The sequence below is a fragment of the Bradyrhizobium sp. A5 genome (assembly GCF_042076515.1).
Taxonomy (GTDB): Bacteria; Pseudomonadota; Alphaproteobacteria; order Rhizobiales; family Xanthobacteraceae; genus Bradyrhizobium; species Bradyrhizobium cosmicum.
The window spans coordinates 5,359,561-5,382,912 of the sequence record NZ_CP148990.1 but is presented as its reverse complement, the minus strand read 5'-3'; the positions used below and the strand labels follow the sequence as shown (position 1 = coordinate 5,382,912).

The 23,352-nt window shown below is 66.3% G+C and carries 22 protein-coding genes, 1 tRNA gene and 1 pseudogene; 8 read left to right on the top strand and 16 right to left on the bottom strand.

Features of this window, described 5'->3' with window-relative positions; translation table 11 throughout:
- Positions 1-68 precede the first annotated feature (68 nt).
- The 4 genes from WHZ77_RS25675 to WHZ77_RS25660 all read left to right on the top strand — a co-directional run bounded on the left by WHZ77_RS25675 (position 69) and on the right by WHZ77_RS25660 (position 5,119).
- Positions 69-671 carry a hypothetical protein gene (locus WHZ77_RS25675; RefSeq protein WP_375310506.1) on the top strand — a complete coding sequence of 201 codons (603 nt, stop codon included), beginning with the start codon at positions 69-71 and terminating at the stop codon, positions 669-671.
- Between the two features lie 154 nt (positions 672-825).
- The gene (locus tag WHZ77_RS25670; RefSeq protein WP_375310505.1) at positions 826-1,059 is read left to right on the top strand and encodes a hypothetical protein; all 234 of its coding nucleotides are present in this window, start codon (positions 826-828) and stop codon (positions 1,057-1,059) included.
- A gap of 229 nt (positions 1,060-1,288) precedes the next feature.
- Positions 1,289-3,031, top strand: coding sequence for a methyl-accepting chemotaxis protein (locus WHZ77_RS25665; RefSeq protein ID WP_375310504.1), 1,743 nt, complete (start codon positions 1,289-1,291; stop codon positions 3,029-3,031).
- A gap of 399 nt (positions 3,032-3,430) precedes the next feature.
- Positions 3,431-5,119, top strand: a complete 1,689-nt coding sequence (locus tag WHZ77_RS25660) for a methyl-accepting chemotaxis protein (protein WP_375310503.1) — start codon at positions 3,431-3,433, stop codon at positions 5,117-5,119.
- A 63-nt stretch (positions 5,120-5,182) separates the two neighbouring features.
- Here the strand turns inward: WHZ77_RS25660 and WHZ77_RS25655 are convergent, their stop codons facing one another.
- From WHZ77_RS25655 to WHZ77_RS25630, 6 genes and pseudogenes are all read right to left on the bottom strand, one after another.
- Positions 5,183-7,888, bottom strand: a complete 2,706-nt coding sequence (locus WHZ77_RS25655) for a DUF2339 domain-containing protein (protein ID WP_375310502.1) — start codon at positions 7,886-7,888, stop codon at positions 5,183-5,185.
- Between the two features lie 51 nt (positions 7,889-7,939).
- Positions 7,940-8,908: an NAD regulator gene (locus WHZ77_RS25650; RefSeq protein WP_375310501.1), complete on the bottom strand. Its 969-nt coding sequence runs from the start codon at positions 8,906-8,908 to the stop codon at positions 7,940-7,942.
- Between the two features lie 145 nt (positions 8,909-9,053).
- A complete protein-coding gene (locus WHZ77_RS25645; RefSeq protein WP_375310500.1) occupies positions 9,054-9,560 on the bottom strand; it encodes a tyrosine phosphatase family protein in 507 nt (168 codons plus the stop codon).
- 130 nt (positions 9,561-9,690) lie between these two features.
- Positions 9,691-10,305, bottom strand: coding sequence for a YfbR-like 5'-deoxynucleotidase (locus WHZ77_RS25640; protein WP_375310499.1), 615 nt, complete (start codon positions 10,303-10,305; stop codon positions 9,691-9,693).
- Positions 10,302-10,929 (bottom strand): annotated as a pseudogene (locus WHZ77_RS25635) (DNA-3-methyladenine glycosylase I). The gene WHZ77_RS25640 and the pseudogene WHZ77_RS25635 overlap by 4 nt, the downstream one beginning before the upstream one ends.
- Positions 10,926-11,807, bottom strand: coding sequence for a YgfZ/GcvT domain-containing protein (locus WHZ77_RS25630; RefSeq protein ID WP_375310498.1), 882 nt, complete (start codon positions 11,805-11,807; stop codon positions 10,926-10,928). Before WHZ77_RS25630 ends, WHZ77_RS25635 begins: the two are co-directional and overlap by 4 nt.
- Before the next feature lie 101 nt (positions 11,808-11,908).
- Here WHZ77_RS25630 and WHZ77_RS25625 point away from each other — a divergent pair, with 101 nt between their 5' ends.
- Positions 11,909-13,243: a dihydroorotase gene (locus WHZ77_RS25625; RefSeq protein ID WP_375310497.1), complete on the top strand. Its 1,335-nt coding sequence runs from the start codon at positions 11,909-11,911 to the stop codon at positions 13,241-13,243.
- 167 nt (positions 13,244-13,410) lie between these two features.
- Positions 13,411-14,280, top strand: a complete 870-nt coding sequence (locus tag WHZ77_RS25620) for a sulfurtransferase (protein ID WP_375310496.1) — start codon at positions 13,411-13,413, stop codon at positions 14,278-14,280.
- Between the two features lie 244 nt (positions 14,281-14,524).
- Here the strand turns inward: WHZ77_RS25620 and WHZ77_RS25615 are convergent, their stop codons facing one another.
- The 4 genes from WHZ77_RS25615 to WHZ77_RS25600 all read right to left on the bottom strand — a co-directional run bounded on the left by WHZ77_RS25615 (position 14,525) and on the right by WHZ77_RS25600 (position 16,435).
- Positions 14,525-14,791: a hypothetical protein gene (locus WHZ77_RS25615; RefSeq protein WP_015687891.1), complete on the bottom strand. Its 267-nt coding sequence runs from the start codon at positions 14,789-14,791 to the stop codon at positions 14,525-14,527.
- A gap of 270 nt (positions 14,792-15,061) precedes the next feature.
- A complete protein-coding gene (locus WHZ77_RS25610) occupies positions 15,062-15,439 on the bottom strand; it encodes a TIGR02301 family protein (RefSeq protein WP_015687890.1) in 378 nt (125 codons plus the stop codon).
- A 46-nt stretch (positions 15,440-15,485) separates the two neighbouring features.
- Positions 15,486-15,920, bottom strand: coding sequence for an NUDIX hydrolase (locus tag WHZ77_RS25605; RefSeq protein ID WP_375310495.1), 435 nt, complete (start codon positions 15,918-15,920; stop codon positions 15,486-15,488).
- 17 nt (positions 15,921-15,937) lie between these two features.
- The gene (locus WHZ77_RS25600) at positions 15,938-16,435 is read right to left on the bottom strand and encodes a hypothetical protein (RefSeq protein WP_015687888.1); all 498 of its coding nucleotides are present in this window, start codon (positions 16,433-16,435) and stop codon (positions 15,938-15,940) included.
- 61 nt (positions 16,436-16,496) lie between these two features.
- Here WHZ77_RS25600 and WHZ77_RS25595 point away from each other — a divergent pair, with 61 nt between their 5' ends.
- Positions 16,497-17,255 (top strand): SOS response-associated peptidase, encoded by a 759-nt coding sequence (locus WHZ77_RS25595; protein ID WP_375310494.1) that lies wholly within the window; start codon positions 16,497-16,499, stop codon positions 17,253-17,255.
- Between the two features lie 15 nt (positions 17,256-17,270).
- Here WHZ77_RS25595 and WHZ77_RS25590 read toward each other — a convergent pair whose 3' ends face one another.
- The 6 genes from WHZ77_RS25590 to WHZ77_RS25565 all read right to left on the bottom strand — a co-directional run bounded on the left by WHZ77_RS25590 (position 17,271) and on the right by WHZ77_RS25565 (position 23,006).
- Positions 17,271-18,464 carry a CaiB/BaiF CoA transferase family protein gene (locus WHZ77_RS25590; protein ID WP_375310493.1) on the bottom strand — a complete coding sequence of 398 codons (1,194 nt, stop codon included), beginning with the start codon at positions 18,462-18,464 and terminating at the stop codon, positions 17,271-17,273.
- A 38-nt stretch (positions 18,465-18,502) separates the two neighbouring features.
- Positions 18,503-19,432, bottom strand: a complete 930-nt coding sequence (locus WHZ77_RS25585; protein WP_375310492.1) for a glycine reductase — start codon at positions 19,430-19,432, stop codon at positions 18,503-18,505.
- Between the two features lie 104 nt (positions 19,433-19,536).
- Complete coding sequence (locus tag WHZ77_RS25580; protein WP_375310491.1) at positions 19,537-20,118, bottom strand: NUDIX domain-containing protein; 582 nt, start codon at positions 20,116-20,118, stop codon at positions 19,537-19,539.
- 12 nt (positions 20,119-20,130) lie between these two features.
- Complete coding sequence (locus WHZ77_RS25575) at positions 20,131-20,571, bottom strand: GNAT family acetyltransferase (RefSeq protein WP_375310490.1); 441 nt, start codon at positions 20,569-20,571, stop codon at positions 20,131-20,133.
- The gene (locus tag WHZ77_RS25570) at positions 20,568-21,995 is read right to left on the bottom strand and encodes an FAD-binding oxidoreductase (protein ID WP_375310489.1); all 1,428 of its coding nucleotides are present in this window, start codon (positions 21,993-21,995) and stop codon (positions 20,568-20,570) included. The genes WHZ77_RS25575 and WHZ77_RS25570 overlap by 4 nt, the downstream gene beginning before the upstream one ends.
- A gap of 21 nt (positions 21,996-22,016) precedes the next feature.
- Positions 22,017-23,006, bottom strand: coding sequence for an L-threonylcarbamoyladenylate synthase (locus WHZ77_RS25565; RefSeq protein ID WP_375310488.1), 990 nt, complete (start codon positions 23,004-23,006; stop codon positions 22,017-22,019).
- Positions 23,007-23,074: 68 nt separating this feature from the next.
- Between WHZ77_RS25565 and WHZ77_RS25560 the strand changes: the two genes are divergently transcribed.
- Positions 23,075-23,151: transfer RNA gene (locus WHZ77_RS25560), tRNA-Pro, on the top strand.
- Positions 23,152-23,352: the final 201 nt, after the last annotated feature.

Sequence of the window (23,352 nt, the reverse complement as noted above, 5' to 3'; positions counted from 1 at the left end):
TTAGTATGGTAAGCAGCGGGTAAAGAGATAGGGCATCGCCCGCTGCAAGGGTTGGTTCGGAGTAGAGCATGCTTGCGCGTATTGTGTTGGGGGCTGTCACGGCGGCAGTGACGATTGCGCCGGCCATTGCCGGAGGCATGAACGCCGACGAGGCGCGCCGTTTCGTGGCCGGTAAGGTGTTCGCCTTCACCTGTTTCGACGGCACCCGCGGCGCAGGCCGCATCCTGGACGACCTCGGTGCCGCCGGCGCGGTGCAGTTCTCGGGCGCAGGTCCGGTGAAACACCTCCGCCTGCCCGGCAACACGCTCCAGATCCGCGGCCAGAACGTCTGCGCCTCGATCAAGGGCATCCCGTTCGAGCCCTGCTTCAATCTGGAGAAGACTGACGATCGCAGCTTCCGCGGCTCGGTGTCGGGCATGGGCTTCGCCTATTGCGACTTCCACCATCAGGGCGGCAATCAGATGCTGATGGCGCGTGCCGTGGCGCGTCCGCGCTCGCTGCGCTCGTCGGAGCACACCGGCTCCGTCGGCGCGCCCAACACCGAAGTCGCCGCGCGCGTCGAGACACCGCGTGTCGAGAGCAGCCGTCTCGAGCCGGTGAAGTCCGAGCCAGCAAAGTCCGAGCCTGCCAAGAACGACGCTCCGCTGGAACTGCGTCGTTCCACCCAGTGATCTGGCTGTGCGGGCTTCGTCGCACACTTTCTCGTTGAACATCTTCATCCTTGGTGAAGCCGCCGCGCCGTAGTCGTACGGACGGCGGTTTTCATGCGTTGGTAGCGACTCGCGCCCCAGTTTACGCAGGGCCGGGGGGCACAAGGTTTCTAAGATGTCGCTGTACTTCTTTCGCATCAGTACCGGTCGTTATTCCGGCGCAGCCGATCAGCCGTACGAGTTCGAGGATCGCGCGGCCGCGTGGACCGAGATGACCGAGGTCTGCGCCAATCTGCTCGGCAGCATCGCGCGCGGCCTCAAGCGGGATGCCGAGTGGCGGATGGAGCTGCTCGACGAGAACAAGACACCGGTGTTTCGCATCAGCCTCGTCGGCGAAACGATGGGCTGAGGAGCGAGAACGGAGCGATGGGCATCGACGGGCTGAAGGCCTGCAAATTCGCGAAGCATCTGCGCTCTGCACGTGAAAGCTGCGCAAGTTCGACAATTTGAGCAGCGATTTCCGTATTTCTACCCGGGGCGCGGCGGCGGCACTTAACGTTAACGAGTGGCCTGCCGGTTAGCCTTCCCGGGCTGTTCACGCGCTTCGTCGCGGCAATGCGTATCCCGGGAATACTTCAATGATGTTCATTCAGAACCTGCGAATTGGCACCAAGCTCGCCATCACCTCCGCGCTGACCATCGCGATCGTCGCGCTGATGATCTTTCTCCAGATGAGCGGCGGCGCCGATGTCCAGAGGCTCAGCAGCGCGGCGGCAGGACAGCAGGCGATTGCGCAAAACGCCGCGGAAGCCAAGGCCTCGGTCCGCGGGATGCAGATCGGCATCCGTGACATCCTGACATCGTCCTCGCCGGCCGAGATGCAGAAGGCCGTCACCTATTTCAACGACCGGCAGACCGCGGCCCTGAAATTCTCGGGCGAAATGGCGAAGCTCTCCCGCTCGCCGGAGAACCGCAAGCGGATCGACCGTCTGACCGTGCTGGTCGGCAATTTCAGCAAGGGCCAGCAGCAGATCGAGGCGATCCGCAAGCAGGAGCTCGCGCTCGAAGGGAAGAAGGACGGCGAGGCGGCGGCGCAATTCACCAAGCTGGTGGCCGAGGTCGATCGCATCCGCAAGGAGACTCTGGCGCCGATCAACGAAGAGATATCGGAGCTGACCAACCAGATCACCGAATTTGCCAAGCAGAGGAGTGTCGAAGCACGCGGCGAAGCGGAAGCAGAGGCCCAATCGGTTGCGCGGACCTCGTTCATCACCGGCATGCTGGCTGCGCTGGTCCTGATCGGCGCCTGCATCTTCTCCGTCTTCAGCATCGCGCGGCCCATGCGCGCGCTGACGGTGGCGATGGAGAAGCTCGCGGGCGGCGACTTCTCGGTGGTGTTGCCCGGCCTCGGCCGCAAGGACGAGGTCGGCGAAGTTGCCGGTGCCGTCGAGAAATTCAAGATCGTGTCCGAGCAGAAGGCGCGCGAGGAAGCGGAAGCCAAGATGCGACAGGATCAGATCGCAACCGAGCAGCGCAAGGCCGAGATGCGCAGGCTCGCCGACAGTTTCGAAGGCGCAGTCGGCGAGATCGTCGGCACCGTGTCGTCGGCGTCGACCGAGCTCGAAGCCTCCGCGACGACGCTGACCTCGACCGCAGAGCGCACGCAGGAACTCACCACCGTGGTCGCTGCCGCATCGGAAGAGGCGTCCACCAACGTGCAGTCGGTCGCCTCTGCGACCGAGGAGCTGTCGTCCTCGATCACCGAGATCAGCCGGCAGGTTCAGGAATCCGCGCGCGTGGCCAGCGAGGCCGTCGGCCAGGCCCGCACCACCACCGAGCGCGTCAGCGAATTGTCCAGGGCGGCGACGCGCATCGGCGACGTCGTCGAGCTGATCAACACCATCGCGGGCCAGACCAATCTGCTGGCGCTCAACGCCACCATCGAGGCCGCACGCGCCGGCGAAGCCGGCAAGGGCTTTGCGGTCGTCGCCTCCGAGGTCAAGGCGCTCGCCGAGCAGACGGCGAAGGCGACTGGCGAGATCGGCCAGCAGATCTCCGGCATCCAGGCGGCGACGCAGGAATCCGTCGGCGCCATCAAGGACATCAGCGACACCATCGAGAAGCTGTCCGAGATTTCCTCGACCATCGCGGCGGCCGTCGAAGAGCAGGGCGCGGCGACGCAGGAGATCTCCCGCAATGTCGCGCAGGCCGCGCAAGGCACCCAGCAGGTCTCGTCCAACATCACCGACGTGCAGCGCGGCGCCAGCGAAACCGGATCGGCGTCCTCGCAGGTCCTCTCCGCGGCGCAGATGCTGTCCAGCGACAGCGATCGTCTCAAGCTCGAGGTCGGCAAGTTCCTGGAGACGGTACGCGCGGCCTGACACATCCACGCTCAGTTCCGATTTGATCCAGCGACCGTCGCGCCTGAAGCGCGGCGGTCGTTTGCTCTCATATTTCAGTGCGGCGACCAGTAGCGCGCCCTCCGTGAAGACGGGCGTGACACGCCGTGTGTAAATGCTGCAAGGCGGCATCCGTGCAGCCGCGTTGCAGCACGAGATTTCGGTCTCGCTGCAACGCATGATTGCGGAACATCTAACGCCGGCGATAGCGAAGCCGTAATTTTACGTAGGCTCCTGTTAACGGCTGTTTGCAATTATACGCGTAATCCTACTGCATAAGAACCAGCCAGCATTGTTGGAATGACTTCCGCCCCATCGTACGTCGTAGCGATCGCGGCGCAGGTGACTTGCGCGTGCCTGGTGTCATCGGGATTTGTTGTGATGTCGAAATTATCGATCGTCTTCAAGCTTCTGACCGTGTTGTCGGTCCTCGTGCTCTCGCTCGCCGGCGTCGGCGTGACGGCCATCGGCACCATGCAGAACATCAATGCCCATACCGTCGAGATCGCGGAGAGCTGGCTGCCGAGCGTGCGCGCGCTCGGCTCGCTTCGCGCCGACATCAACGAGCTGCGCGTCGCGCTTCGGCTGCACCTGATGCAGGACACGCCTGAAGGCAAGGAAGCCGCCGAGAGACGCCTCGCCTCCCTGAAGGCGCGCATCGACCAGACGCGCAAGGTCTACGAGCCGCTGATCACCACCGCCGAGGAGCGCTCGCTCTACGAGCAATGGAGCAAGGCGTGGGCCGAGTATCTGAATGGCGTGCAGGACGTGATGGCGCTGTCGCGCAAGAGCCCCGGCAAGTTCCCGACGGACGCCAACGAGATGCTGCAGACCAAGGTCGCCAAGATGGCCCAGGCTGCCGATCCATTGCTCCAGAAGGGCATCGAACTCAACAATCGCGGCGCTGAACTGGAGACGAAGCAGGCGGCCGACAGCTACGCCACGATCTTCCGCGTGCTGGTCGGCATCATCGTGCTTTCGGTCGTGATTGCGATCGGTGCCGCCTATTATCTCGTGCGTGACGTCTCGCGCGGTATCGCATCCATCATCACGCCGATGCAGTCGCTCGGTGAGGGTGACCTCTCGGCCGAGGTGCCGCATCGCGGCGAGAAGACTGAAATCGGCTCGATGGCCGATGCGCTCCAGATCTTCAAGGAGGCGCTGATCGCCAAGCGGGCCGCCGACGAGGCCGCCGCGGCTGATGCCGAAGCCAAGATCGAACGCGGCCGCCGCGTCGACGCCATTACCCGCAAGTTCGAGGCGATGATCGGCGAGGTCGTCGGCACCGTGTCGTCGGCATCGACCGAACTGGAGGCGTCGGCATCGACGCTGACCAGCACCGCGCAGCGCGGGCAGGAGCTCGCGACCGTCGTTGCGGCTGCGTCCGAGGAAGCCTCCACCAACGTTCAGGCCGTGGCCTCCGCCTCAGAGGAACTGTCCTCCTCCATCACCGAGATCAGCCGCCGCGTGCAGGATTCGGCGCGGATGGCGGCGGAAGCCGTCGAGCAGGCGGCGCGGACCAACGACCGGGTCAACGCGCTGTCACAGGCGGCTTCCCGCATCGGCGACGTCGTTGAGCTGATCAACACCATCGCGGGCCAGACCAACCTGCTGGCCCTGAACGCGACCATCGAGGCGGCGCGCGCCGGTGAAGCCGGCCGCGGCTTCGCCGTCGTCGCCGCCGAGGTCAAGGCATTGGCCGAGCAGACCGCGAAGGCGACCGGCGAGATCGGTGCGCAGGTGTCGGGCATCCAGTCCGCAACCCAGGAATCCGTCAGCGCGATCCAGGAGATCGGCGGCACCATCGAGCGGCTGTCCGAAGTGTCCGCGGCGATCGCCGCCGCGGTCGAGGAGCAGGGCGCGGCGACGCAGGAGATCTCGCGCAACGTCCAGCAGGCCTCGATCGGCACGCAGGAGGTCTCGGCGAACATCACCGACGTGCAGCGCGGAGCGATGGAGACCGGCGAGGCCTCGACCGAGGTGCTGTCGGCGGCGAAATCGCTGGCGACCGACAGCACGCGACTCAAGGTCGAGGTCGCGCAGTTCCTGGAGTCGGTCCGCGCGGCCTGATCCTCAGGAGCATGATCCGGAAAAGTGTGAAGCGGTTTTCCGAAAAGATCATGCTCAAAAAATTCAGCCGCTGGTCTGCGGTGCCGGCGGCGGAGCCTGCCGCCGGAACAGGATGCGCTGGTAGAGCCAGCCGATCGCGACCAGCACGACGCCGAGGCACATGAAGGACAGCGCCCGGTAGACCCCCGTCAGCGTCGACATGTCGATGACGAACGCTTTGAGGATCGTCAGCGCGATCACTGCTGCGGATGCCAGCCGCGCCCGCTCGGAATTGACGAGAATGCCGACACCGAGCAGCAGCACGCCGAAGCCGAGCCAGCCGATCGAGTAAGTATATTGCTCAGCGCCCGTGGTGCCGCCGAAAAGCAGCACCGGGCCGTGATAGAAGCGGCGGATCTCCAGCGTCACGTAAGTGAGTGCGAACAGCAATGCCCCGCCCGCGATCGTGTTCGCGTATGCGACCGAGCGGTGTCCCGCCACCGCATAGGACAGCAGCAGCATCAGCACCGCCGGGAGCGCGTAGCCGAGCAGCAGCAGATTGAACACGAGGCCGCCGACGTTGGTGCTGCTGAACAGCCACGGATTCTCCAGGATCAGCAGGCCGAACACGCTGATGAGGCCGGCGATCACGGTCAGCACCACCGCGCCGGCATTGTGCACGATGCTCCGGCTCCGCAGCCGCAGCCGCTCCAGCCCGATCGCCATCGCGAGCGTAACGCAGACCTGCAGCGCGCATTCGAGCAGCGAGGGCGTCGCCGTCATGTTGCCGCCGGTCGCAACGTGGCGGATCTCCATGAAGGCAAGCAGTGCGGTGAACAGGATCGCGGCGGTCTCGACCACGCGCAGCGCTGGATCGTCGCCTTGGCGGCGCAGGAAGATGCTCGCGCCCCAGAACGAGGCCGCCGGCAGGCCGTAGCCCCACAGCAGCCAGTTGAAGATCGGCGTGGTGCCGACGGCGTCGCCGACGATGCGCGGGTCATAACCGATGCGCGCGGTGACGATTGCGGCGAAGATGGCGGCGAGCCGCCGCAGCACCGGGATCGGCCGTTGCATCGAGATCCAGGCGGTGCCGAGCGACATCAGCGCCAGCGCGATGGTGAGCCAGCCTTTTTCCAGCGCGAAAGTCAGCGCCAGCGCCAGCGCACCGAGCGTGCCGGTCGCGAACAGCGCGGTCGAGGTCGCAAGGCCCGGCCGGGTCTCGCGGCGCGTCAGCGCTTCGGTCGCTGCGCCAAAGGCGGCCGCGAGCAGGACGGCGAGGATCGCAAACGGGATCGAGCGGTCGAGATGGGCGATGCGCGCGTAGAGCGCAACCAGGATCGCGATCGGCGTCGCGACCGCCGCCGCCGACCACACCACCGGAATGATCGCCGAGTTCGAGCGGCCCTGTGCGAGGAAGCCCGCGACACCGAAGCCGGCGGCGAAGATCGCGGCCATCACCAGATGCAGCGTCACCGCGCTGTCGGTCGCGACCGGTCCCACGCCGGGCAACGGGCCGCCCGGCAGCACCAGCATGTCCGGATTGGCGCGTACCGCCCATTCGGCGAACACGATGAAGACGGTCGCCGCAGCCGCTCCGAGCGCGCCGGTGGCCGCCGGCGCGCGCCAGGCGACGAGCAGCGTCCCGCCAACCAGTAGCGTGAAGGCGATCAACGCCAGGTCCGCATGCTCGCTCGACAGCACGATCAGCATCGCGCCGAACAGATAGGCGCCGAGCGAGCTCGACGACACCGGTTCGATCTCGCCGTCCTCGATGGAGGGGCCGAACATGAAGCCGCAGACGACGAGGAGCGCGGCGAGCACGAAGCCCGCGATCGCATGGAAGGCGTGCGGCGCCACCTGCAGGTCGCCGGCGTCGAGGCCCGGGAAGATCCAAAGCACGGCGAAGGCGATGGTGGTCACGGCAAGCCAGCGCCACAGCCGGATGCGGGCAAGGCCGAAGCTCGCGGCGGTGACGATGGCCAGATAGATGTAGAGCGCCCAATAGTCCGGCTTGCCGCTGGAGACGAGGACCGGCGTCACGAACGCGCCGACCACGCCGAGACCTGCCAGCGCGGGTCCGTGCAGGAGCGCCGCGGCCAGCGTGCCCATCGCGACGATGCCGAGCAGCACGAAGGCGGTGGCGGGCACGAGGAAGCCATAGAGCGCATAGGCCGCGTAGATGGTCGCGAACGCCACGGCCGTTCCGGCCGCGGTGAGGATCGCGGGGATATTGGCGATCGGCAGCGCCGCGATGTTGGAGATGCTCTCCTTGCGCCGCGACCATTCGCCGGCACCCAGCAGCGCGGCTGCGAACAGGCCGCCGAGGAACACGCGCACGCCGGGACCGACGAGGCCGGCCTCGATCGAATAGCGCACCATGAAGAAGCCGCCGAGCGCGAGCGCAAGGCCGCCGATCCACACCACCCAGCGCGTGCCGAGCCGCTCCTCGAAGCCGGGCGCCGGTGCGGGCAGGGGCGGCGGTGCAGCAGCCTCCGTGCTCGCGGCGAGCGGGGGCGGCGAAACATCTTCGGTGACGAGCGGAGGCGGCGCAGCCTCGATTTCGGGCGCGAGCGGCGCCGGTTCTACGGGAGCTGCCGCGGGCGCTTCGGCCTGCACCTGCGCAGGCATCAGCGGCGGCGGCTGCACCACCCGCCGCTGCGCGTAAAACATCTCTTCCAGCGTGTTCAGCTTTCGGCGCAGTTCGGCCGCCTGGCTGGAAGCCTTGATCGCGATCAGGACAGCGACGATCGCAATGATCAACGCAAAGACGTCAAACGGGCCGTCGAACATGAAGCCTCCAGGCAACCGGCGGGCAGGGGCCGGTCACGCATATCCTTCGGGTTAGCGCCGGGAGCGCACGCGCAAGCCCGGCGCGGGCCGCTCCTGGAGCACGTCGCGGCGGAAGCGGTAGAGCGCAGCCGGCCGTCCGCCGGTCTGTGTCGACATCACCCCGGTCGGTTCGACCAGGGCTTCCATTTCGACCAGGCGGCGGAAATTCTGCTTGTGCAGGTGCCGGCCGGAGATCGCCTCCACCGTATACTGCAACTCAGTGAGTGTGAATTCGGCGGGCAAAAGTTCAAACACCACAGGACGATACTTCAGTTTTGCGCGCAGCCGCGCGATCGCGGTGGCGAGAATCCGGCGGTGGTCGAAGCGCATGGAAGCGCCAAGTAGCGGAAGCGCCTTGCGCGCTAATGCCGCAGGACGGCCGTCGCGCCGCGCCTCCTCGATCAGGCCTGCCTCGTAGAGCAGCTCGTAGCGGTCGAGCACGCGCTCCTCGTCCCAGGGCGCGCCGTCGAGGCCGAAGTAGAAGCGCATGCGATCCCTGCGCGGCAGCGCGCGCGTGGTCTCGGGCGTCTCCTGCTCGGCCCAATCGGTCAGCGCCGGGATGATGTCGCGCGCGATGATCGCGGGTGGCTCCTCGCGCCAGTCTTCCCAGGGCAGGAAGCGATACCATGGCTCGAAGCTTGCCCCCGTCGCCGCGAGCTCGCCGCCGACCGCGCGCGTTAGCGCGAGATAGCCGATCGACACCATATGCGCGCCGGTGTCGCCGGCCTCCGCGTGCCGGCCACGATCGCCGAACGTGTAGAGCTGCTCGACATAGCCGAGCCGCAAGCCTGCCTGCGCCTCGACCCAAGCGCGCAGGCCGATCTCGAAGGTGCGGTGCGTCAGCGCGTCGAACGGACCGGACGGCAGGCCGGCCAGCCCGTCACCACCGCGCGCCGTGAGGATCAGCGGCTCATGATCCTCGATCGCGACGATCGCGGCGGTCAGGCCGATCTCGATCGGCGTGAGGAGCGTCTCACTCATTCGGCTGAAGGTCGCAATTGGTGCCACAAACCCGTCTTGCCCGGGCTTGTCCCGGGCATCCACGTTCTTCGTGCCGCGAGAAAGTCCGTGGATGGCCGGGACAGGCCCGGCCATGACGCAACATCTGCGTTGTGGCGCGCAGCTGTCATTCGAGCTCGATCAGGAAAGGGCGGCCCTCGACCATCATCGCGCCCGGGCCCATCTCGTCGAGCGCGCGCAGCATGCGGCCGTTGCGTCCCAGCGCGCGGTCGGCGAGGCCGACGATGCGCCGGTTCGGCGAGGCGATCGGGGAAGCCGCGCGGATCTTCTTCGCGATCTCGATCTCGTCGCGATCCGGATTGAGCGCGCAGACGGCCGCGAACGCGCTCGCGGTGGAACGGCTGATGCCGGCATAGCAATGCACCACCAGCGGCGCATTGCGGTCCCAGCCGCGCACGAAATTCAGCACCTGCTCGATATGGATCTCCGACGGCGCGACGAAGCCGTCCATCTCCTCGGTGATGTCGTCCATCGACACCTTGAGATGGTTGGCCGGCAGCACCGATACCGGCCGCGCCACCTGCTCGACATTGGCCATCACGGTCAGCACGTGGCTGGCCCCGGTGAGGCGGACGGTTTCGGGCAGGGCGGCAAGGGAGCAGACATGGATCATGAGGGGACCTTTCGCCAGCGATTATAGCCGCGGCCGTAGGGTGGGCAAAGCGAAGCGTGCCCACCGCTTGTATCGCAAACGCGAAACCTGGTGGGCACGGCGCGTTGCGCCTTTGCCCATCCTACAGGAGCTACGCAAACACCGTGCCGAACCGCTCCAGAAACTGCTTCTCGGCCCGCGCCGCCGTCCAGGGCGTGAGGTAGTCGCGCCGGACGCTGTCGGAGAGGCCGGGATCCCGGCCGAACAGGCGCTTGGCCTCGGCATCGCTGAAGCCGGCAAGCTCGGTCGCCTCCAGATAAGCCGCGCCGCGATCGGCGGCCTTGATGGCTTGCGTGATCTCGTCCGGCAGTGCCGGCGGCAGGCCGAAGCGGATGTGGATGGCGCCGAGCAGGCGCTTCTCGACCGCCTTGTAATGGCCGTCCAGCACGGCCTTGAACGGTGAGATCATGTCGCCGATCACGTATTCGGGCGCATCGTGGAGCAGCGCGGCAAGCCGCAGGCGCTGGTCGGCGCGCGGCATCTCGTGCCGCAGCACGGTCTCCACCAGCAGCGTGTGCTGCGCGACCGAGAAGATGTGTGCGCCGGTGGTCTGCCCGTTCCAGCGCGCGACGCGCGCCAGCCCATGCGCGATGTCGGCGATCTCGACATCGAGCGGCGAGGGATCGAGCAGGTCGAGCCGCCGGCCCGACAGCATGCGCTGCCAGGCGCGGGTGTCCGTGCTGCGTGCCGTCTTCTTCGCGCTCATTTGACCTTGAGGCGCTGCTTGCGCTGCGTCCTGCCGCAGCTCGCGTGGCAATGACAGTCGACGAGATGGTCGTTGACCATGCCGGTCGCTTCCATGAAGGCATAGACGATGGTCGGGCCGACGAATTTGAAGCCGCGCCGACGACAGCTCCTTGGAGATCTGGACCGAGAGCGGCGTCGAGGTCGGCACGCTCGCGGTGGTCTTGAACTGGTTGACCTTGGGCCTTCCGTCCATGAAGTCCCACAGCAGCTTCGAGAAGCCCGGCCCCTTCTCCATGATGTCGAGATACGATTTGGCGCTGAGGATCGCGCCGTCGATCTTGGCGCGGTTGCGTACGATGCCGGCATCGTTCATCAGCGCGTGCACCTTCTTGTCGTTGTAGCGCGCGATCTTCTCCGGCTGGAAATCGTCGAAGGCTTTGCGGAAATTGTCGCGCTTGCGCAGGATCGTGATCCAGGACAGGCCGGCCTGGAAGCCGTCGAGGATCAGCTTTTCATAGAGCGCCCGGTCGTCATATTCCGGCACGCCCCATTCGGTGTCGTGATAGGCGACATAGAGCGGATCTTCGCCCGGCCAGGGGCAGCGCGTCTTTCCGTCGGGATGCAGGCGGGGGGCACGGCTCATGCGATGGGTTGCTTCGTCGGAATGCGCACGACTTCGGGTTCGGCGAGCGTTAAGGCGAGGCCGCCGGCAGTGAGCGGCTGGCCGGCATCGAGCGCGTCGGCGACGCGATCGATGCGCACCAGTGCGATGCCCTTGCCCTGCGCCGACGAGCCCATGGTGCCGACCGGCTTGTCGCCGGCGAGAATGCTGACACCGGCCTCCGGCGAGAAGTCATCGAGCAAAACCTTGACGCTGCGGGTGCGCGCGGTGCCGCGATGCTGCATGCGCGAGACGACCTCCTGGCCGACATAGCAGCCCTTGTCGAAGTCGACGCCGGCCAGACGATCCATGTTGGTCTCGTGCGGGAACGCATCGCTGTACATGAAATCGAGCCCGCCGCGCGGCACGCCCAGCGCAATGCGATGCGCCTCATAGGCGGCCGCATCGATCAGCTCCGCGCCGATGAGGTCAGAGAGTTTCTGCTTGAGATCCTCGGGGATCAGGATGCGCGTGCCGAGTTCCGCATGGCGCGGATCGGCGAACGCCAGATCCGGCTGGGCCGCAGGCGTGCCGTCCCAGGCCGCGAGCACGCCGAGATCATCGGAAAGGTTTTCCACCGTGACCTTGGCGCGCAGCTTGTAGAATTTCAGCTTGGTCGCGAGGCCGTCGGCCAGCGCCTTCGGGCAGTCGATCAGGAACCCGCCGCCATGGCCGGCGGGCGCTTCCGTGATCAGGAAGTCCACGATGATCTTGCCCTGCGGCGTCAGCAGCGCGCCGAATCGCCCCAGGCCCGGCTTGAGCTTGTCGAGATCGGTCGTGATCAGGCCGTTGAGGAAGTTGCGCGCATCCTCGCCCGCGACCTTGACCACGCCCCGGTCGGGAAGAAACGCTGATTTCATGCGAAAATCTCTTGCGACATGGTGCTCCGGAACGTAAGCCCGCGAGGCATAAACGACAAGACCTCAAGCCCTGCGCTTGGGGACGAGAGAGGCCTTCAGCCATGACCCAGCGTTTCGACGTGATCCTCAAGGGCGGCACCGTCGTCAACCAGGACGGCGAGGGTCTGCGTGACATCGGTATCGCCAACGGCCGTATCGCGGAGCTGGGCGCGCTGTCGCAGGCCACCGCCGCGGAGGTGGTCGACTGCAAGGGCCTCCACATCCTGCCCGGCGTGATGGACACGCAAGTGCATTTCCGCGAGCCCGGGCTGGAGCAGAAGGAAGATCTCGAAACCGGCTCGCGCAGCGCCGTGATGGGCGGCGTCACCGCCGTGTTCGAGATGCCCAACACCTCGCCGCTCACGGTGACGGAGGCCACCTTCACCGACAAGGTCAAGCGCGCCCATCACCGCATGCACTGCGATTTCGCCTTCTTCATCGGCGGCACCCGCGAGAACGTGCAGGACCTGCCCGTGCTGGAACGTGCGCCGGGCTGCGCCGGCGTCAAGGTGTTCATCGGCTCCTCGACCGGCGCGCTGCTGGTGGAGGACGACGAGAGCCTGCGCCGCATCTTCCAGGTGATCCGCCGCCGTGCGGCGTTCCATGCCGAGGACGAGTACCGCCTCAACGAGCGCAAGCCGCTGCGCATCCAGGGCGATCCGCGTTCGCATCCGGTCTGGCGCGACGAGACCGCGGCGCTGATCGCGACGCAGCGTCTGGTCAAGCTCGCGCACGAGACCGGCAAGCGCATCCACGTGCTGCACATCTCGACCAGGGAAGAGATCGAATTCCTGCGCGACCACAAGGATGTCGCCTCCTGCGAGGCGACGCCGCATCATCTCACCCTGGTCGCGCCCGAATGCTACGAGCGGCTCGGCACGCTGGCGCAGATGAATCCGCCGGTGCGCGGCGCCGATCATCGCGCGGGCATCTGGCGCGGCATCGAGCAGGGCATCATCGACGTGCTCGGCTCCGACCACGCCCCGCATACGCTGGAAGAAAAGCAAAAGACCTATCCGTCTTCGCCGTCGGGCATGACGGGCGTCCAGACGCTGGTGCCGCTCATGCTCGACCACGTCAATGCCGGCCGCCTGTCGCTGGCAAGGTTCGTCGACCTCACCAGCGCCGGCCCAGCGCGTCTCTACAACATGGCCTGCAAGGGCCGCATCGCCGCGGGCTACGACGCCGATTTCACGGTCGTCGATCTCAAGCGCAGCGAGACCATCACCAACAAATGGGTGGCCTCCAAGGCCGGCTGGACGCCCTATGACGGCGTGCGCGTCACCGGCTGGCCCGTCGGCACCTTCATCCGCGGCCGCCGCGTGATGTGGCAGGGCGAACTCGTGACGCCGTCGCAGGGCGAGCCGGTGCGGTTTCTGGAGACACTGAAGCAGTAGAGGGCAGGGCTGCGCCGTTTACTCCGGTGTCATGCCACGCGCAGGCGGGGCATCCAGTACGCCGCGGCTTCTCGGTTCAATCACCGGCGCCTCTGAGATACTGGATTGCCCGCTTTCGCGGGCAATGACAGAGTGCCGGGAAGCGCAAGCTCAAATTGGGAGAGAGCATGTCCCAGCCAGCCGCCCTCATCACCACCGAGCAACTCGCCGCCATTCTCGGCGATCCCAATCTCCGCCTCTACGACTGCACGACCTACAACGAAGCTGTGCCGCCTGGCAGTGACGTGCCGTATCGCGCGGTCCCCGGCGACAAGACCTTTGCGGCCGGCCACATCCCCGGCGCGGACTTCCTCGACCTGCAAGGCGAGTTCTCCGACACCTCGGCGGAGCAGTTCTTCATGATGCCCGGCGTGGCGCAACTCGAAGCCGCCTTCGGCCGCCACGGCCTCGATGCAAGCAAGACCGTCGTGCTTTACAGCATCGGCACGATGATGTGGTCGACGCGGTTCTGGTGGATGCTGCGCTCGCTCGGCGTCGAAGCGCGCGTGCTCGACGGTGGTTTCGACAAATGGAAGGAAGAGGGGCGGCCGATCGAGACGGGCGCGCCGAAGGGCTATCCGGCCACGACCTTCAAGACCGCGCCGCGCGCGGGCTTGTTCGTCGACAAGAGCATCGTGAAGGCACGCATCGGCGATCCCTCGACCGTGACCGTCAATGCGCTTGGGCCGCAGTTTCATCGCGGCCTCGAGCCGAGCCGCTATGGCCGGCCCGGCCGCGTTCCCGGCAGCGTCAACGTATCAGCCGCATCGCTCACCAATGCCGACAAGACGCTGACGAATCTTGCGGATGCGGAATCCAGGTTCGCGGCCCAGGGTGTCACGCGCGACAAGAACGTGATCTGCTATTGCGGCGGCGGCATCTCGGCGACGATCGACCTGCTGCTGCTGACGCAGCTCGGCTACGACAAGCTGACGCTGTATGACGCCTCGATGGGGGAATGGGCAAGAGATCCGGCGCTGCCGATCGAGACCGATTAAAGCATGATCCGGAAAAGTGTGACGCGGTTTTCCGAAAAGATCATGTTCAAAAAATAAGTCGCGCGTTCCCGATCGTTTTGGGAAAATGTCCCGGTTGCCGCCGGACTAATGCTTGTCTACGGCGAAATGCTTCCGTGCGATAAATCCGGCAGACTTCGCGAACGCATTCGCTAAATTCTGTTCGCAAAGTCATTCATCCGTAGACTGGCCCCGCCCGCGTGGCGGGGTCATTTTCGGAAGATGCTTACTGCCGGGAGATATCGACGGAGAATTCGCCGTTGCGGATGCGGCCGGGAAAACCCTCGACGAACTTCGCCACCGCGTCCTCGCCATAGGTGCCGACGAGCTCGGCGAGCGCCGCGAACAGGCTCGCCTGCGCCAGGCAGTCGCCGTCGACGCCGTCATGGCGCGCTTCGGCCCAGGCTTCGTTGAGATAGCTCAGTGCGGCCTGTTTCTGCTCGTGGTCGGGCAGCGGCGCGCGGGCGGGGGCGTAGGAAATCGGCTGGCTCATGAAACTCGATCAGGGCTGGGGCGCGATCCACGGCGATGCGCTGTGCCAGAGGTGTAGCACGCGCATTAACGGCCGCTAGGCCACTTCTTTAAGAACGGTTAATGGCGGTGGACAAAGACGATGACGGGGTTCCCGTCGCGCGTCCGCGTCGACCGGTCGTCATTCCGGGGCGCGCGCAGCGCGAGCCCGGAATCCATCGGGCCGCAGTGACGGTGGAAGAATGGATTCCGGGCTCTCGACTTCGTCGAGCCCCGGAATGACGAAGAGAATTCAATTCGCGTAACGCGCCGTGAGATCCCGCGAGATCTTCGAGCCTTCCTCGATGTAGCGGCGGATCGCCACCGTCGCCGCCGGCGTGCAGCTCCGGTAGGTCTGCTGAAAGCCGTTATAGCCGCGGTTGAAGCCGGCGATCATGCGGGTGCGGCGCTCGCCCGAGGGGGTTTCGGCATCGATCAGCGCCTGCATCTCGTTGCGCCATTTGTTGCCCTCGTTGGCCCCGCAGATGCCGCGGAGATAGTGCAGTCCCCCGAGGATCTCCGCCAGCCGCTGCAAATCGGCGTCAAACGGCGCCGCCACGCTCTGGGCCCTCGCGGGCACGGAGGCGCAGGCGAGAATCAGGGCAAAAATGGCCAGAAATCGCGTGGACATCGGCGGGCTGTATGCCCCCTCGGGGCTGATGACGCAAGGCGGGCCCTCAGGGCTCGATCAGCCGGTGGGCGGACTGGATAACCTCCTCCAGCCCCCCGGTGAGCTTGAGGTCGCCGAGGTCCGCCAGAGCGTCCGGGGCGATCCAGCGGTGGTCGTCGAGCTCGTCGTTGAGAGCCGGCTCCCCGGCCACCCAGCGGGCGGCAAAGGACATGATCAAATAATGCCCGGCGCCGGCCGCGGCCGGCAGCACTTCGCGCCAGCCGGCAAGGCCGATGATCTCGATCTTCAGCCCGGTCTCCTCGTCGATCTCGCGTGCCAGTGCCTGGTGCAGCGATTCGCCGAACTCGACCCGGCCGCCCGGCAGCGAATAGAACCCCTTGGCGGGCGAGCGGGCGCGGCGGGTCAGCAGCACCTTGCCGTCGCGAAAAATCGCGGCGCTGACCGCGATCTGGGGACGGGTGGGCTGGGCGGCCGCCGACATATCTCAGCTCCCCTGGCTCAATTTGCCATGATGGTGTCGACGTCGGCGTCCGCGCCGCCATGGATGACGCCGCCGCAGGCCGCGATCAGCGGCTGGACCCAGAGGGTGGCCTGCTCGGCGAGCTTGACGCGAGTCTCGTCCTTCTCGACCTCGCGCATGGCTGTGCCGACCGCGGTCAGGATCGAGTGCAGGGTCTGGGTGATGTTGTCGAACTGGGCCCGCACGGACGGTTCGGCCTTCTCATAGGCTTCGATTGCCAGATCCCGTGCCTTGAAATTCGAAGCCGTGAAATGCTCGGCATAGGACAGCGGCGTCCAGGTCAGGAAGTCTTCGGCGCATTCCGGCATGTCGGGAATCATTTCGAGCAGCATCACGGCTTCGTTGAAATGATTGAGATAGTCAGTGGCAAGTCCGGTTCGCGGGTTGATGTTGGCCACGCGCAGCCGCTCGGCCCAGGCCGCGGCCTCGGGGCCCGTCCTTGCATGCGTCGCGGGTTGGGAGGCCGTTGAGCTCATCTGCTGCAGTGTTAACGTTCGGGGTTAAAAGGACCTCAACGGACCCTATATTGGCCTCAGGATGTGTGGACGCTTTGTCATAACTTCGGCCCCCGCGGCTTTACGGCAACTGTTCGGCTATATCGAGCAGCCTAACTTCCCGCCACGGTACAATGTCGCCCCGACACAACCGATTCCTGTCGTTCTGGTCGAGAACAGTACCCGTCATTTTCGGCTGATGCGCTGGGGCCTGTTGCCGAGCTGGGTCAAGGACCCCCGTGGATTTACATTATTGATCAACGCCCGTTCCGAGACGGTGCTGGAGAAGCCGGCGTTCAAAAACGCGATTCGCCGGCGCCGCGGCCTGATCCCGGCCGACGGCTATTACGAATGGAAGGCAGAAGGCGGTCGCAAGCAACCTTATTTCATCCATCGCGCCGATGGCACGCCGCTCGGTTTCGCCGCCTTGTTCGAGACCTGGGCCGGGCCGAACGGCGAGGAGCTCGATACCGTCGCAATCGTCACGGCGGCGGCGAGTGAGGATCTCGCCGCGCTGCATGACCGCGTGCCCGTGACCATCAGCCCGCGCGATTTCGAGCGCTGGCTCGACAGTCGCGGCGACGAGATCGATGCGATCCTGCCGCTGATGACCGCCCCGCGCATCGGTGAATTCGCCTGGCACCCCGTCTCCACCCGCGTCAACCGCGTCGCCAACGACGACGATCAGCTGCTGCTGCCGATCAGTGCGGAGGAGATGGCGGCGGAAACGCCAAAGCCGAAGCGGGCGGCGCGGAAGGTTGAGGCGGGCTCGGCAGACGACGGGCAGGGGTCGTTGTTCTGATTGCTGGCGCTGCTCTCACACAATCTCCCGCTCTCTCAGCGCCGCGATCTCCTTCGCATCGAACCCCAATTCTCCCAGCACCGCATCCGTATCCGCGCCCAGCTCCGGCGCCATCCGGTCGAGTTTGCCGCCGCCATGGGCGAGCTTGAAGCCGCTGCCGGCGAAGCGCAGGCGGCCGTAGGGCGTATCCAGTTCCTGGATCGCGCCGCGCGCCTTGATCTGGGGATGATCGATGACCTCCTCGACCTTCCAGATGCTGGCGCAGGGCGCGCCGGCGTCCTCCAGAATCGTTTCCCACTCGCGTGCGGGCCTGGTCGCGAGCGCCGTCTCGATGATGGCGCGCAGCGCAGGCTCGTTCTCGTTGCGCGCGAACCAGTCGGCGAAGCGCGGATCGGACAGCGTGTCCTCGCGGCCGAGCGCGGACATCAGCGCGCGGTATTGCTTCTCGTTGTTGACGGCGAGCAGAATGTGACCGTCGCCGCATTTGAACAAATTCGCCGTGGTCCGGCGGCTCACCGCCTGGTTGCCCGACAATTGTTGGCGGTGACCGGCAACCGACCAGTCCGCGATCTGCCCGGAGAGAAACGCCATCGTGGCCTCCAGCATGGAGACATCGACGAACTGCCCTTTGCCGGTGCGGTCGCGCTGGTACAGCGCGCTCGACACGCCGAACGCGGCCGTGGCGCCCGAGAGCACGTCGCAGACCGCAAAGCCCGCGCGCGTCGGACCCGTTTCGGGATGCCCGGTGATCGCCATGATGCCCGACAGCGCCTGCATCTTGCCGTCATAGCCGGGCCGCAGGCGGTCCGGGCCGGTCTGGCCGAAGCCCGACACCGCGCAATAGATCAGCTTCGGATTGATCGCCGAGAGCGCCTCGTAGCCGATGCCGAGCTTGTCCATCACGCCCGGGCGAAAATTCTCCATGACGATGTCGACCTGTGCGGCGAGCTTCTTCACGATCGCGATCGCGTCCGGCTTTTGCAGGTCGAGCGTCAGGCTGCGCTTGTTGCCGTTGATGGCCTGGAACGCCGGCGCAAGCCCGCGCTCGGCCCATTCGCGGCTGAGCGGCGTGCGGCGCATGTCCTCGCCTTCGCGCCGCTCGACCTTGATGACATCCGCCCCCAGCAGCGCGAGCTGGTAGCTTGCGTAGGGGCCGGCCAGCACTTGCGTGAAGTCCAGGATCTTCACGCCCTCGAACGGTCGCGTCACGTCGTTCTCCCTATTTTTGTTTTCGTTATCGGAGGACGTCAGGCGGCGCGGTTGCTGCGCGCGATCTCCTTCTGCTTGTCGAATTCGGCGCGGCGGCGCGCCAGCTCTTCGGAGCTGAGCTGCGCGACGTTGTTGTAGTCGAGCTTCCAGGAGGCATCCTCGCTCCAGCGCAGCGGCGACTGCATCGTGGTCTGCGGGCCGCTGGCGGTCTCCAGCAGTTTCAGCGCGAGCTCCAGCGTCTGCGCCTGCGAGGCGACGTCATGCGGCTTGCCGGCGGAATTGCCGAGCGGGAAATCCGAGAACAGGAAGCGCGGCACGGCGGCGTGCTCGATGATGTCCTTGGCGCAGCCCATGATCACGGTCGGAATGCCGTTCCGCTCCAGATGCCGCGCCACCAGCGCGGTGGTCTGGTGGCAGACCGGGCAGTTCGGCACCAGCACGGCGACGTCGACCTTGTCGGCAAGACAGCGCGCCAGAATCTCCGGCGCGTCGGTGTCGAGCGTGACGCGATGGCTGCGGTTGGTCGGCGCACCGAAGAAGCGCGGGGCGACCTCGCCGATTCGTCCCGCGGCGCTTGCCTTCAAGAGCTGCGGCAGCGGAAACCAGGTGCCGTTGTCGGTGGCCGTGGTGTGCTTGCGGTCGTAACCGATGTGCGAGATGCGCAGATCGTGCTGTTGCGACGTGTCGCCGTCATAGACCTGGTAGAATTTTGCGCCGCCGTTATACGCTGCGCCCGGCCCCTGGTCGCCCTTGGTGGGATCGTACGGTGCTGCCGTCGTGATGATGGTGACGCGCGATTGCGAAAGCGGCTTCTTCAGCGGCTGGAATGGCGCCTCGACATGATGCGCCCAGCGATACGCTGTGGTGTAGCCGATCGCGGCGTAATAATCGCGCGTGCGCTGCATATAGGGGACGGGGGCATCATAGTCGGGCGCAAAGCCGAATTCATCGTCGCGCGGGGCGGACATAGGCGCGTCTCCTGGTTCTTGGTTGAGGCCAGACTAGAGATAGTCGGCCATGAGCTCAACAGGCCCCGTCGCCGCGCAGGTCAGAATTGCGGATGCGGTGGGGGCTACCGAAACAGATGCAGCGCCGCGTATTGCAGCAGCATGATCGCCTTTCCGTCGATGATCCGGCCGTCGGCGATCATCGCCAGCGCCTCGTCGATGGAAAGCTCGAGCACCTCGATATCCTCGCCCTCGTGTTCGAGGCCGCCGCCGGCGCTGACCCGCATCTCCGGCTCGTACTCGGCGACGAAGAAATGCAGCTTCTCGGTCACCGAGCCGGGGCTCATGAAGGCCTCGAACACCTTTTGGACGTGGTGCAGGCGGTAGCCGGTCTCCTCTTCGGCCTCGGCGCGGATGCGAACCTCGGGGGAGGCGTCGTCGAGCACGCCGGCGGCCGCCTCGATCAGGAGATCGTCGTAGCCGCGGAAGTACGCCGCAAGGCGGAACTGGCGCACCAGGATCACGGTACGCTGCGCGCGATTATACGGCAGCACGGCGGCGGCGTTGTCGCGCTCATAGGTCTCGCGGTGCTGCGTCTGCCATTCGCCATTGGCGCGCCGGTACTCGAACGTGGTGTTCTTCAGCGTGGTCCAGCCGTCCGAGAGCACGCGGACGTCCTTGATGCGGACGCGGTCGGAAATGGTCATTGCTGTCCTTCGCTAACGGGGCTGCGCGCGGCCGTCGAGCCACTTCTGGAACATCACCGACGTGGATTCCTCGAAGCCGAGCGACTGGTAGAACGCATTGGCCTGTGCGTTCTCGCGGCGGACCAGCAGCTGTAGCTTTGCGATGCCGGCCGTGCGCAGCCAGTCTTCCGCGGCCGTCATGATGACGCGGCCATGGCCGCGCTTGCGGCCATCGGGATCGACGGCGACGTAGTAGACCCAGCCGCGATGGCCGTCATGGCCGACCATGACGGTGGCGACGATGGCGCCGTCGTCGCGGCCGACCAGCACGGTGGAGTTCTCCCGCCGCCGCGCCAGGGCGATGTCGGCATGCGGATCGTTCCACGGACGCGTCAGGCCGCAGCGCTGCCACAGCGCGACGACCGGCTCGACATCGGCATCGCCGATCGCATCGATCGTGAGGGAGGCGCTCACAGCACCTTCCCGGGATTCATGATGCCGAGCGGATCGAGCATCGCCTTGATCGCGCGCATCAGCTCGATCGCGGTCTTGTCCTTGACGTCGGGCAGCTCGTCACGCTTGAGCACGCCGATGCCGTGCTCGGCCGAGATCGAGCCGCCCATGCGCAGCACGATCGCGAACACCACCGCGTTCATCTCGTGCCAGCGCGCGAGGTAATCCGCCGTATTGGCGCCGACCGGCTGGCTCACGTTGTAGTGCAGGTTGCCGTCGCCGAGATGGCCGAACGGCACCGGCCGCGCGCCGGGGATCAGCTTCACCACGGCGGCGTTGGCTTCCTCGATGAGTTCAGGCACGGCGGCGATCGGCACGGAGATGTCGTGCTTGATCGAGCCGCCTTCCGGCTTCTGCGCCGCCGACATCTCCTCGCGCAGCTTCCAGAAATTGTTGCGCTGGGCGAGGCTGGCGGCGATCACGGCGTCGTCGACGATCTCCTCCTCCATGGCGCGGCCGAGGATCGTCTCCAGCGGCGTGCGGGCGTCGTCGCCGGGCGAGGACAATTCCATCAGCACGTACCAGGGATGCTTCTGGCTAAGCGGATCGCGTACGTCGATAGAATGGCGGACCGAGAAATCGACCGCCATCTCCGACAGCAGCTCGAAGCTCGTCAGCAGATTGGCGGCCTCGCTCTGTGCGATCGTCAGCAGCTTCAGCGCCGCTTCCGGCGACTTCAGCCCGACATAGGCGGTCTCGACCGATCGCGGTTTGGGAAACAGCTTCAGCGTCGCCGCCGTGATGATGCCGAGCGTGCCTTCCGCGCCGATGAAGAGGTTGTGCAGATTGTAGCCGGTGTTGTCCTTCTTCAGCTTCGACAGCGTGTTGAGCACGCGCCCGTCGGCGAGCACCACTTCGAGCCCCAGCGCCATCTCGCGCGCGACGCCATAGGCGAGCGCGGCGGTGCCGCCGGCATTGGTCGAGAGGTTGCCGCCGATGGTGCAGCTGCCTTCGGCGCCCAGCGACAGCGGAAACAGCCGGTCGACGTCGGAGGCCTTCTGCTGCGCGACCTGCAGCACCACCCCGGCTTCCACCGTCATGGTGTTCGACGCCGTGTCGACCTCCCGGATCTTGTCGAGCCGGCGCAGCGACACCACCACCTCGCCATTGTGCGGCGTCTGGCCGCCGACGAGGCCGGTATTGCCGCCCTGCGGCACCAGCGCGATTCTGTGCGCGGAGGCGAGCTTGCAGATTTCGGCGACTTCCGCGGTCGAGCCCGGGCGCAGCACCAGCGGCGAGCGGCCGTGGAACAAATTGCGCTCCTCCGTGACGTAGGCCTCGATGTCGGCCGCATCGGTGATCGCGTGGCGCTCGCCGACGATCTTGCGGAATTGGTCGATCAACTCGGGCGCAAGCGGAGGGGTGGCAGGCTTGTTGATGTTCATTGTCTCGTCTCTTGCTTGCTCTTATCTCGCCACGGCCGCCCGGCGCAGCCGGTCGTTGATCGCCTCGCCAAGTCCCTCGCCAGGGATCGTCATCACCGCGATCGTCCGCGCTCCCTTCGCATCGAGGCTGCGAAGATGGCCGAACAGGTTCGCGGCGGCCTCATCGAGATCACCGGCGGGCGACAAATTCATGACGGCCGACGCGGCGTCAAGGCCGGGCAGGCGCGCAGGGCCAAATGCCAGCAGCGCTTCGCCCGGGGCGACATCGCGCGCGTCGAGCCGCACCTGGGCGCGCGGCGCGTAATGCGAGGCCAGCATGCCCGGCGCCAGCGGCCGGCTGTCGTCGCTGCCGGCCTCCACGGGCGGCCGCGCCAGGGCTAAGCCGAGCACCGCCTCGATCCGCTCGCGCGAGAGCCCGCCGGGCCGCAGCAGCATCGGCGCGTTGAGGCACCCGACGATGGTCGATTCGACGCCGACCTCGACCGGCCCGCCGTCGACGATCAGGTCGATCCGCCCCGTAAGGTCGCTTGCGACATGGGCGGCCAGCGTCGGCGAGACATGGCCGGAGATGTTGGCCGAGGGCGCCACCACGGCCCCGCCAAAGGCCCGCAGGATGGCTTGCGCCACCTTGTGGGCGGGAATGCGGATCGCGACCGTGTCGAGGCCGGCGGTGGCGAGATCGGCCACCGGGCAGCCCTCCGTCTTCGGCACCACCAGCGTCAGCGGCCCCGGCCAGAACGCCTCCGCCAGCCGCAGGGCGCGGGTGTCGAACCGCCCGATGGCCTGCGCGGCTGCGAGGTCGGCGACGTGGGCGATCAGCGGATTGAACGCCGGCCGGCCCTTGGCGGCGTAGAGATGGGCGATTGCGGTCGCATTGGCGGCGTCCGCGCCGAGCCCGTAGACCGTCTCGGTCGGGAACGCGACCAGCCCGCCGGCGGCCAGCCGCCGGGCCGCGGCTTCGGCGGCGGCCGCGCCGGCCGGTAAAATCAGCGTTTCAACACCCGTTTTCACTGGGACGAAATTCCTCAAACCGGCCGCTTGCGGTGCGCCACACCCGACGCTATAAGCCGGCCTCTTGTCGGAGTGTGGCTCAGCCCGGTAGAGCACTGCGTTCGGGACGCAGGGGTCGCAGGTTCGAATCCTGCCACTCCGACCAAGATTTCAAAAGTTGACGTTTTCCAGAGGCTGGCGGACCGGCCGCCGAGGTCTCGGGAGCGCCCTTTCTGCAACGATTTTCCGGGCGGGTCCACGGCCGATTTGGGTCGGCAGGGCAGCCTGTGCGCGTGGCATGGCTTGAGGAGACAAATCGCGGAGAAGGGCCGCCTCCTTGCGACAGGTCCAAACAAATTTACAGTGA

Coding starts and splice junctions, on each gene's coding strand:
- WHZ77_RS25675 (WP_375310506.1), top strand. CDS start 69: ATGCTTGCGCGTATTGTGTTGGGGGCTGTCACGGCGGCAGTGACGATT.
- WHZ77_RS25670 (WP_375310505.1), top strand. CDS start 826: ATGTCGCTGTACTTCTTTCGCATCAGTACCGGTCGTTATTCCGGCGCA.
- WHZ77_RS25665 (WP_375310504.1), top strand. CDS start 1,289: ATGATGTTCATTCAGAACCTGCGAATTGGCACCAAGCTCGCCATCACC.
- WHZ77_RS25660 (WP_375310503.1), top strand. CDS start 3,431: ATGTCGAAATTATCGATCGTCTTCAAGCTTCTGACCGTGTTGTCGGTC.
- WHZ77_RS25655 (WP_375310502.1), bottom strand. CDS start 7,888: ATGTTCGACGGCCCGTTTGACGTCTTTGCGTTGATCATTGCGATCGTC.
- WHZ77_RS25650 (WP_375310501.1), bottom strand. CDS start 8,908: ATGAGTGAGACGCTCCTCACGCCGATCGAGATCGGCCTGACCGCCGCG.
- WHZ77_RS25645 (WP_375310500.1), bottom strand. CDS start 9,560: ATGATCCATGTCTGCTCCCTTGCCGCCCTGCCCGAAACCGTCCGCCTC.
- WHZ77_RS25640 (WP_375310499.1), bottom strand. CDS start 10,305: ATGAGCGCGAAGAAGACGGCACGCAGCACGGACACCCGCGCCTGGCAG.
- WHZ77_RS25630 (WP_375310498.1), bottom strand. CDS start 11,807: ATGAAATCAGCGTTTCTTCCCGACCGGGGCGTGGTCAAGGTCGCGGGC.
- WHZ77_RS25625 (WP_375310497.1), top strand. CDS start 11,909: ATGACCCAGCGTTTCGACGTGATCCTCAAGGGCGGCACCGTCGTCAAC.
- WHZ77_RS25620 (WP_375310496.1), top strand. CDS start 13,411: ATGTCCCAGCCAGCCGCCCTCATCACCACCGAGCAACTCGCCGCCATT.
- WHZ77_RS25615 (WP_015687891.1), bottom strand. CDS start 14,791: ATGAGCCAGCCGATTTCCTACGCCCCCGCCCGCGCGCCGCTGCCCGAC.
- WHZ77_RS25610 (WP_015687890.1), bottom strand. CDS start 15,439: ATGTCCACGCGATTTCTGGCCATTTTTGCCCTGATTCTCGCCTGCGCC.
- WHZ77_RS25605 (WP_375310495.1), bottom strand. CDS start 15,920: ATGTCGGCGGCCGCCCAGCCCACCCGTCCCCAGATCGCGGTCAGCGCC.
- WHZ77_RS25600 (WP_015687888.1), bottom strand. CDS start 16,435: ATGAGCTCAACGGCCTCCCAACCCGCGACGCATGCAAGGACGGGCCCC.
- WHZ77_RS25595 (WP_375310494.1), top strand. CDS start 16,497: ATGTGTGGACGCTTTGTCATAACTTCGGCCCCCGCGGCTTTACGGCAA.
- WHZ77_RS25585 (WP_375310492.1), bottom strand. CDS start 19,432: ATGTCCGCCCCGCGCGACGATGAATTCGGCTTTGCGCCCGACTATGAT.
- WHZ77_RS25580 (WP_375310491.1), bottom strand. CDS start 20,118: ATGACCATTTCCGACCGCGTCCGCATCAAGGACGTCCGCGTGCTCTCG.
- WHZ77_RS25570 (WP_375310489.1), bottom strand. CDS start 21,995: ATGAACATCAACAAGCCTGCCACCCCTCCGCTTGCGCCCGAGTTGATC.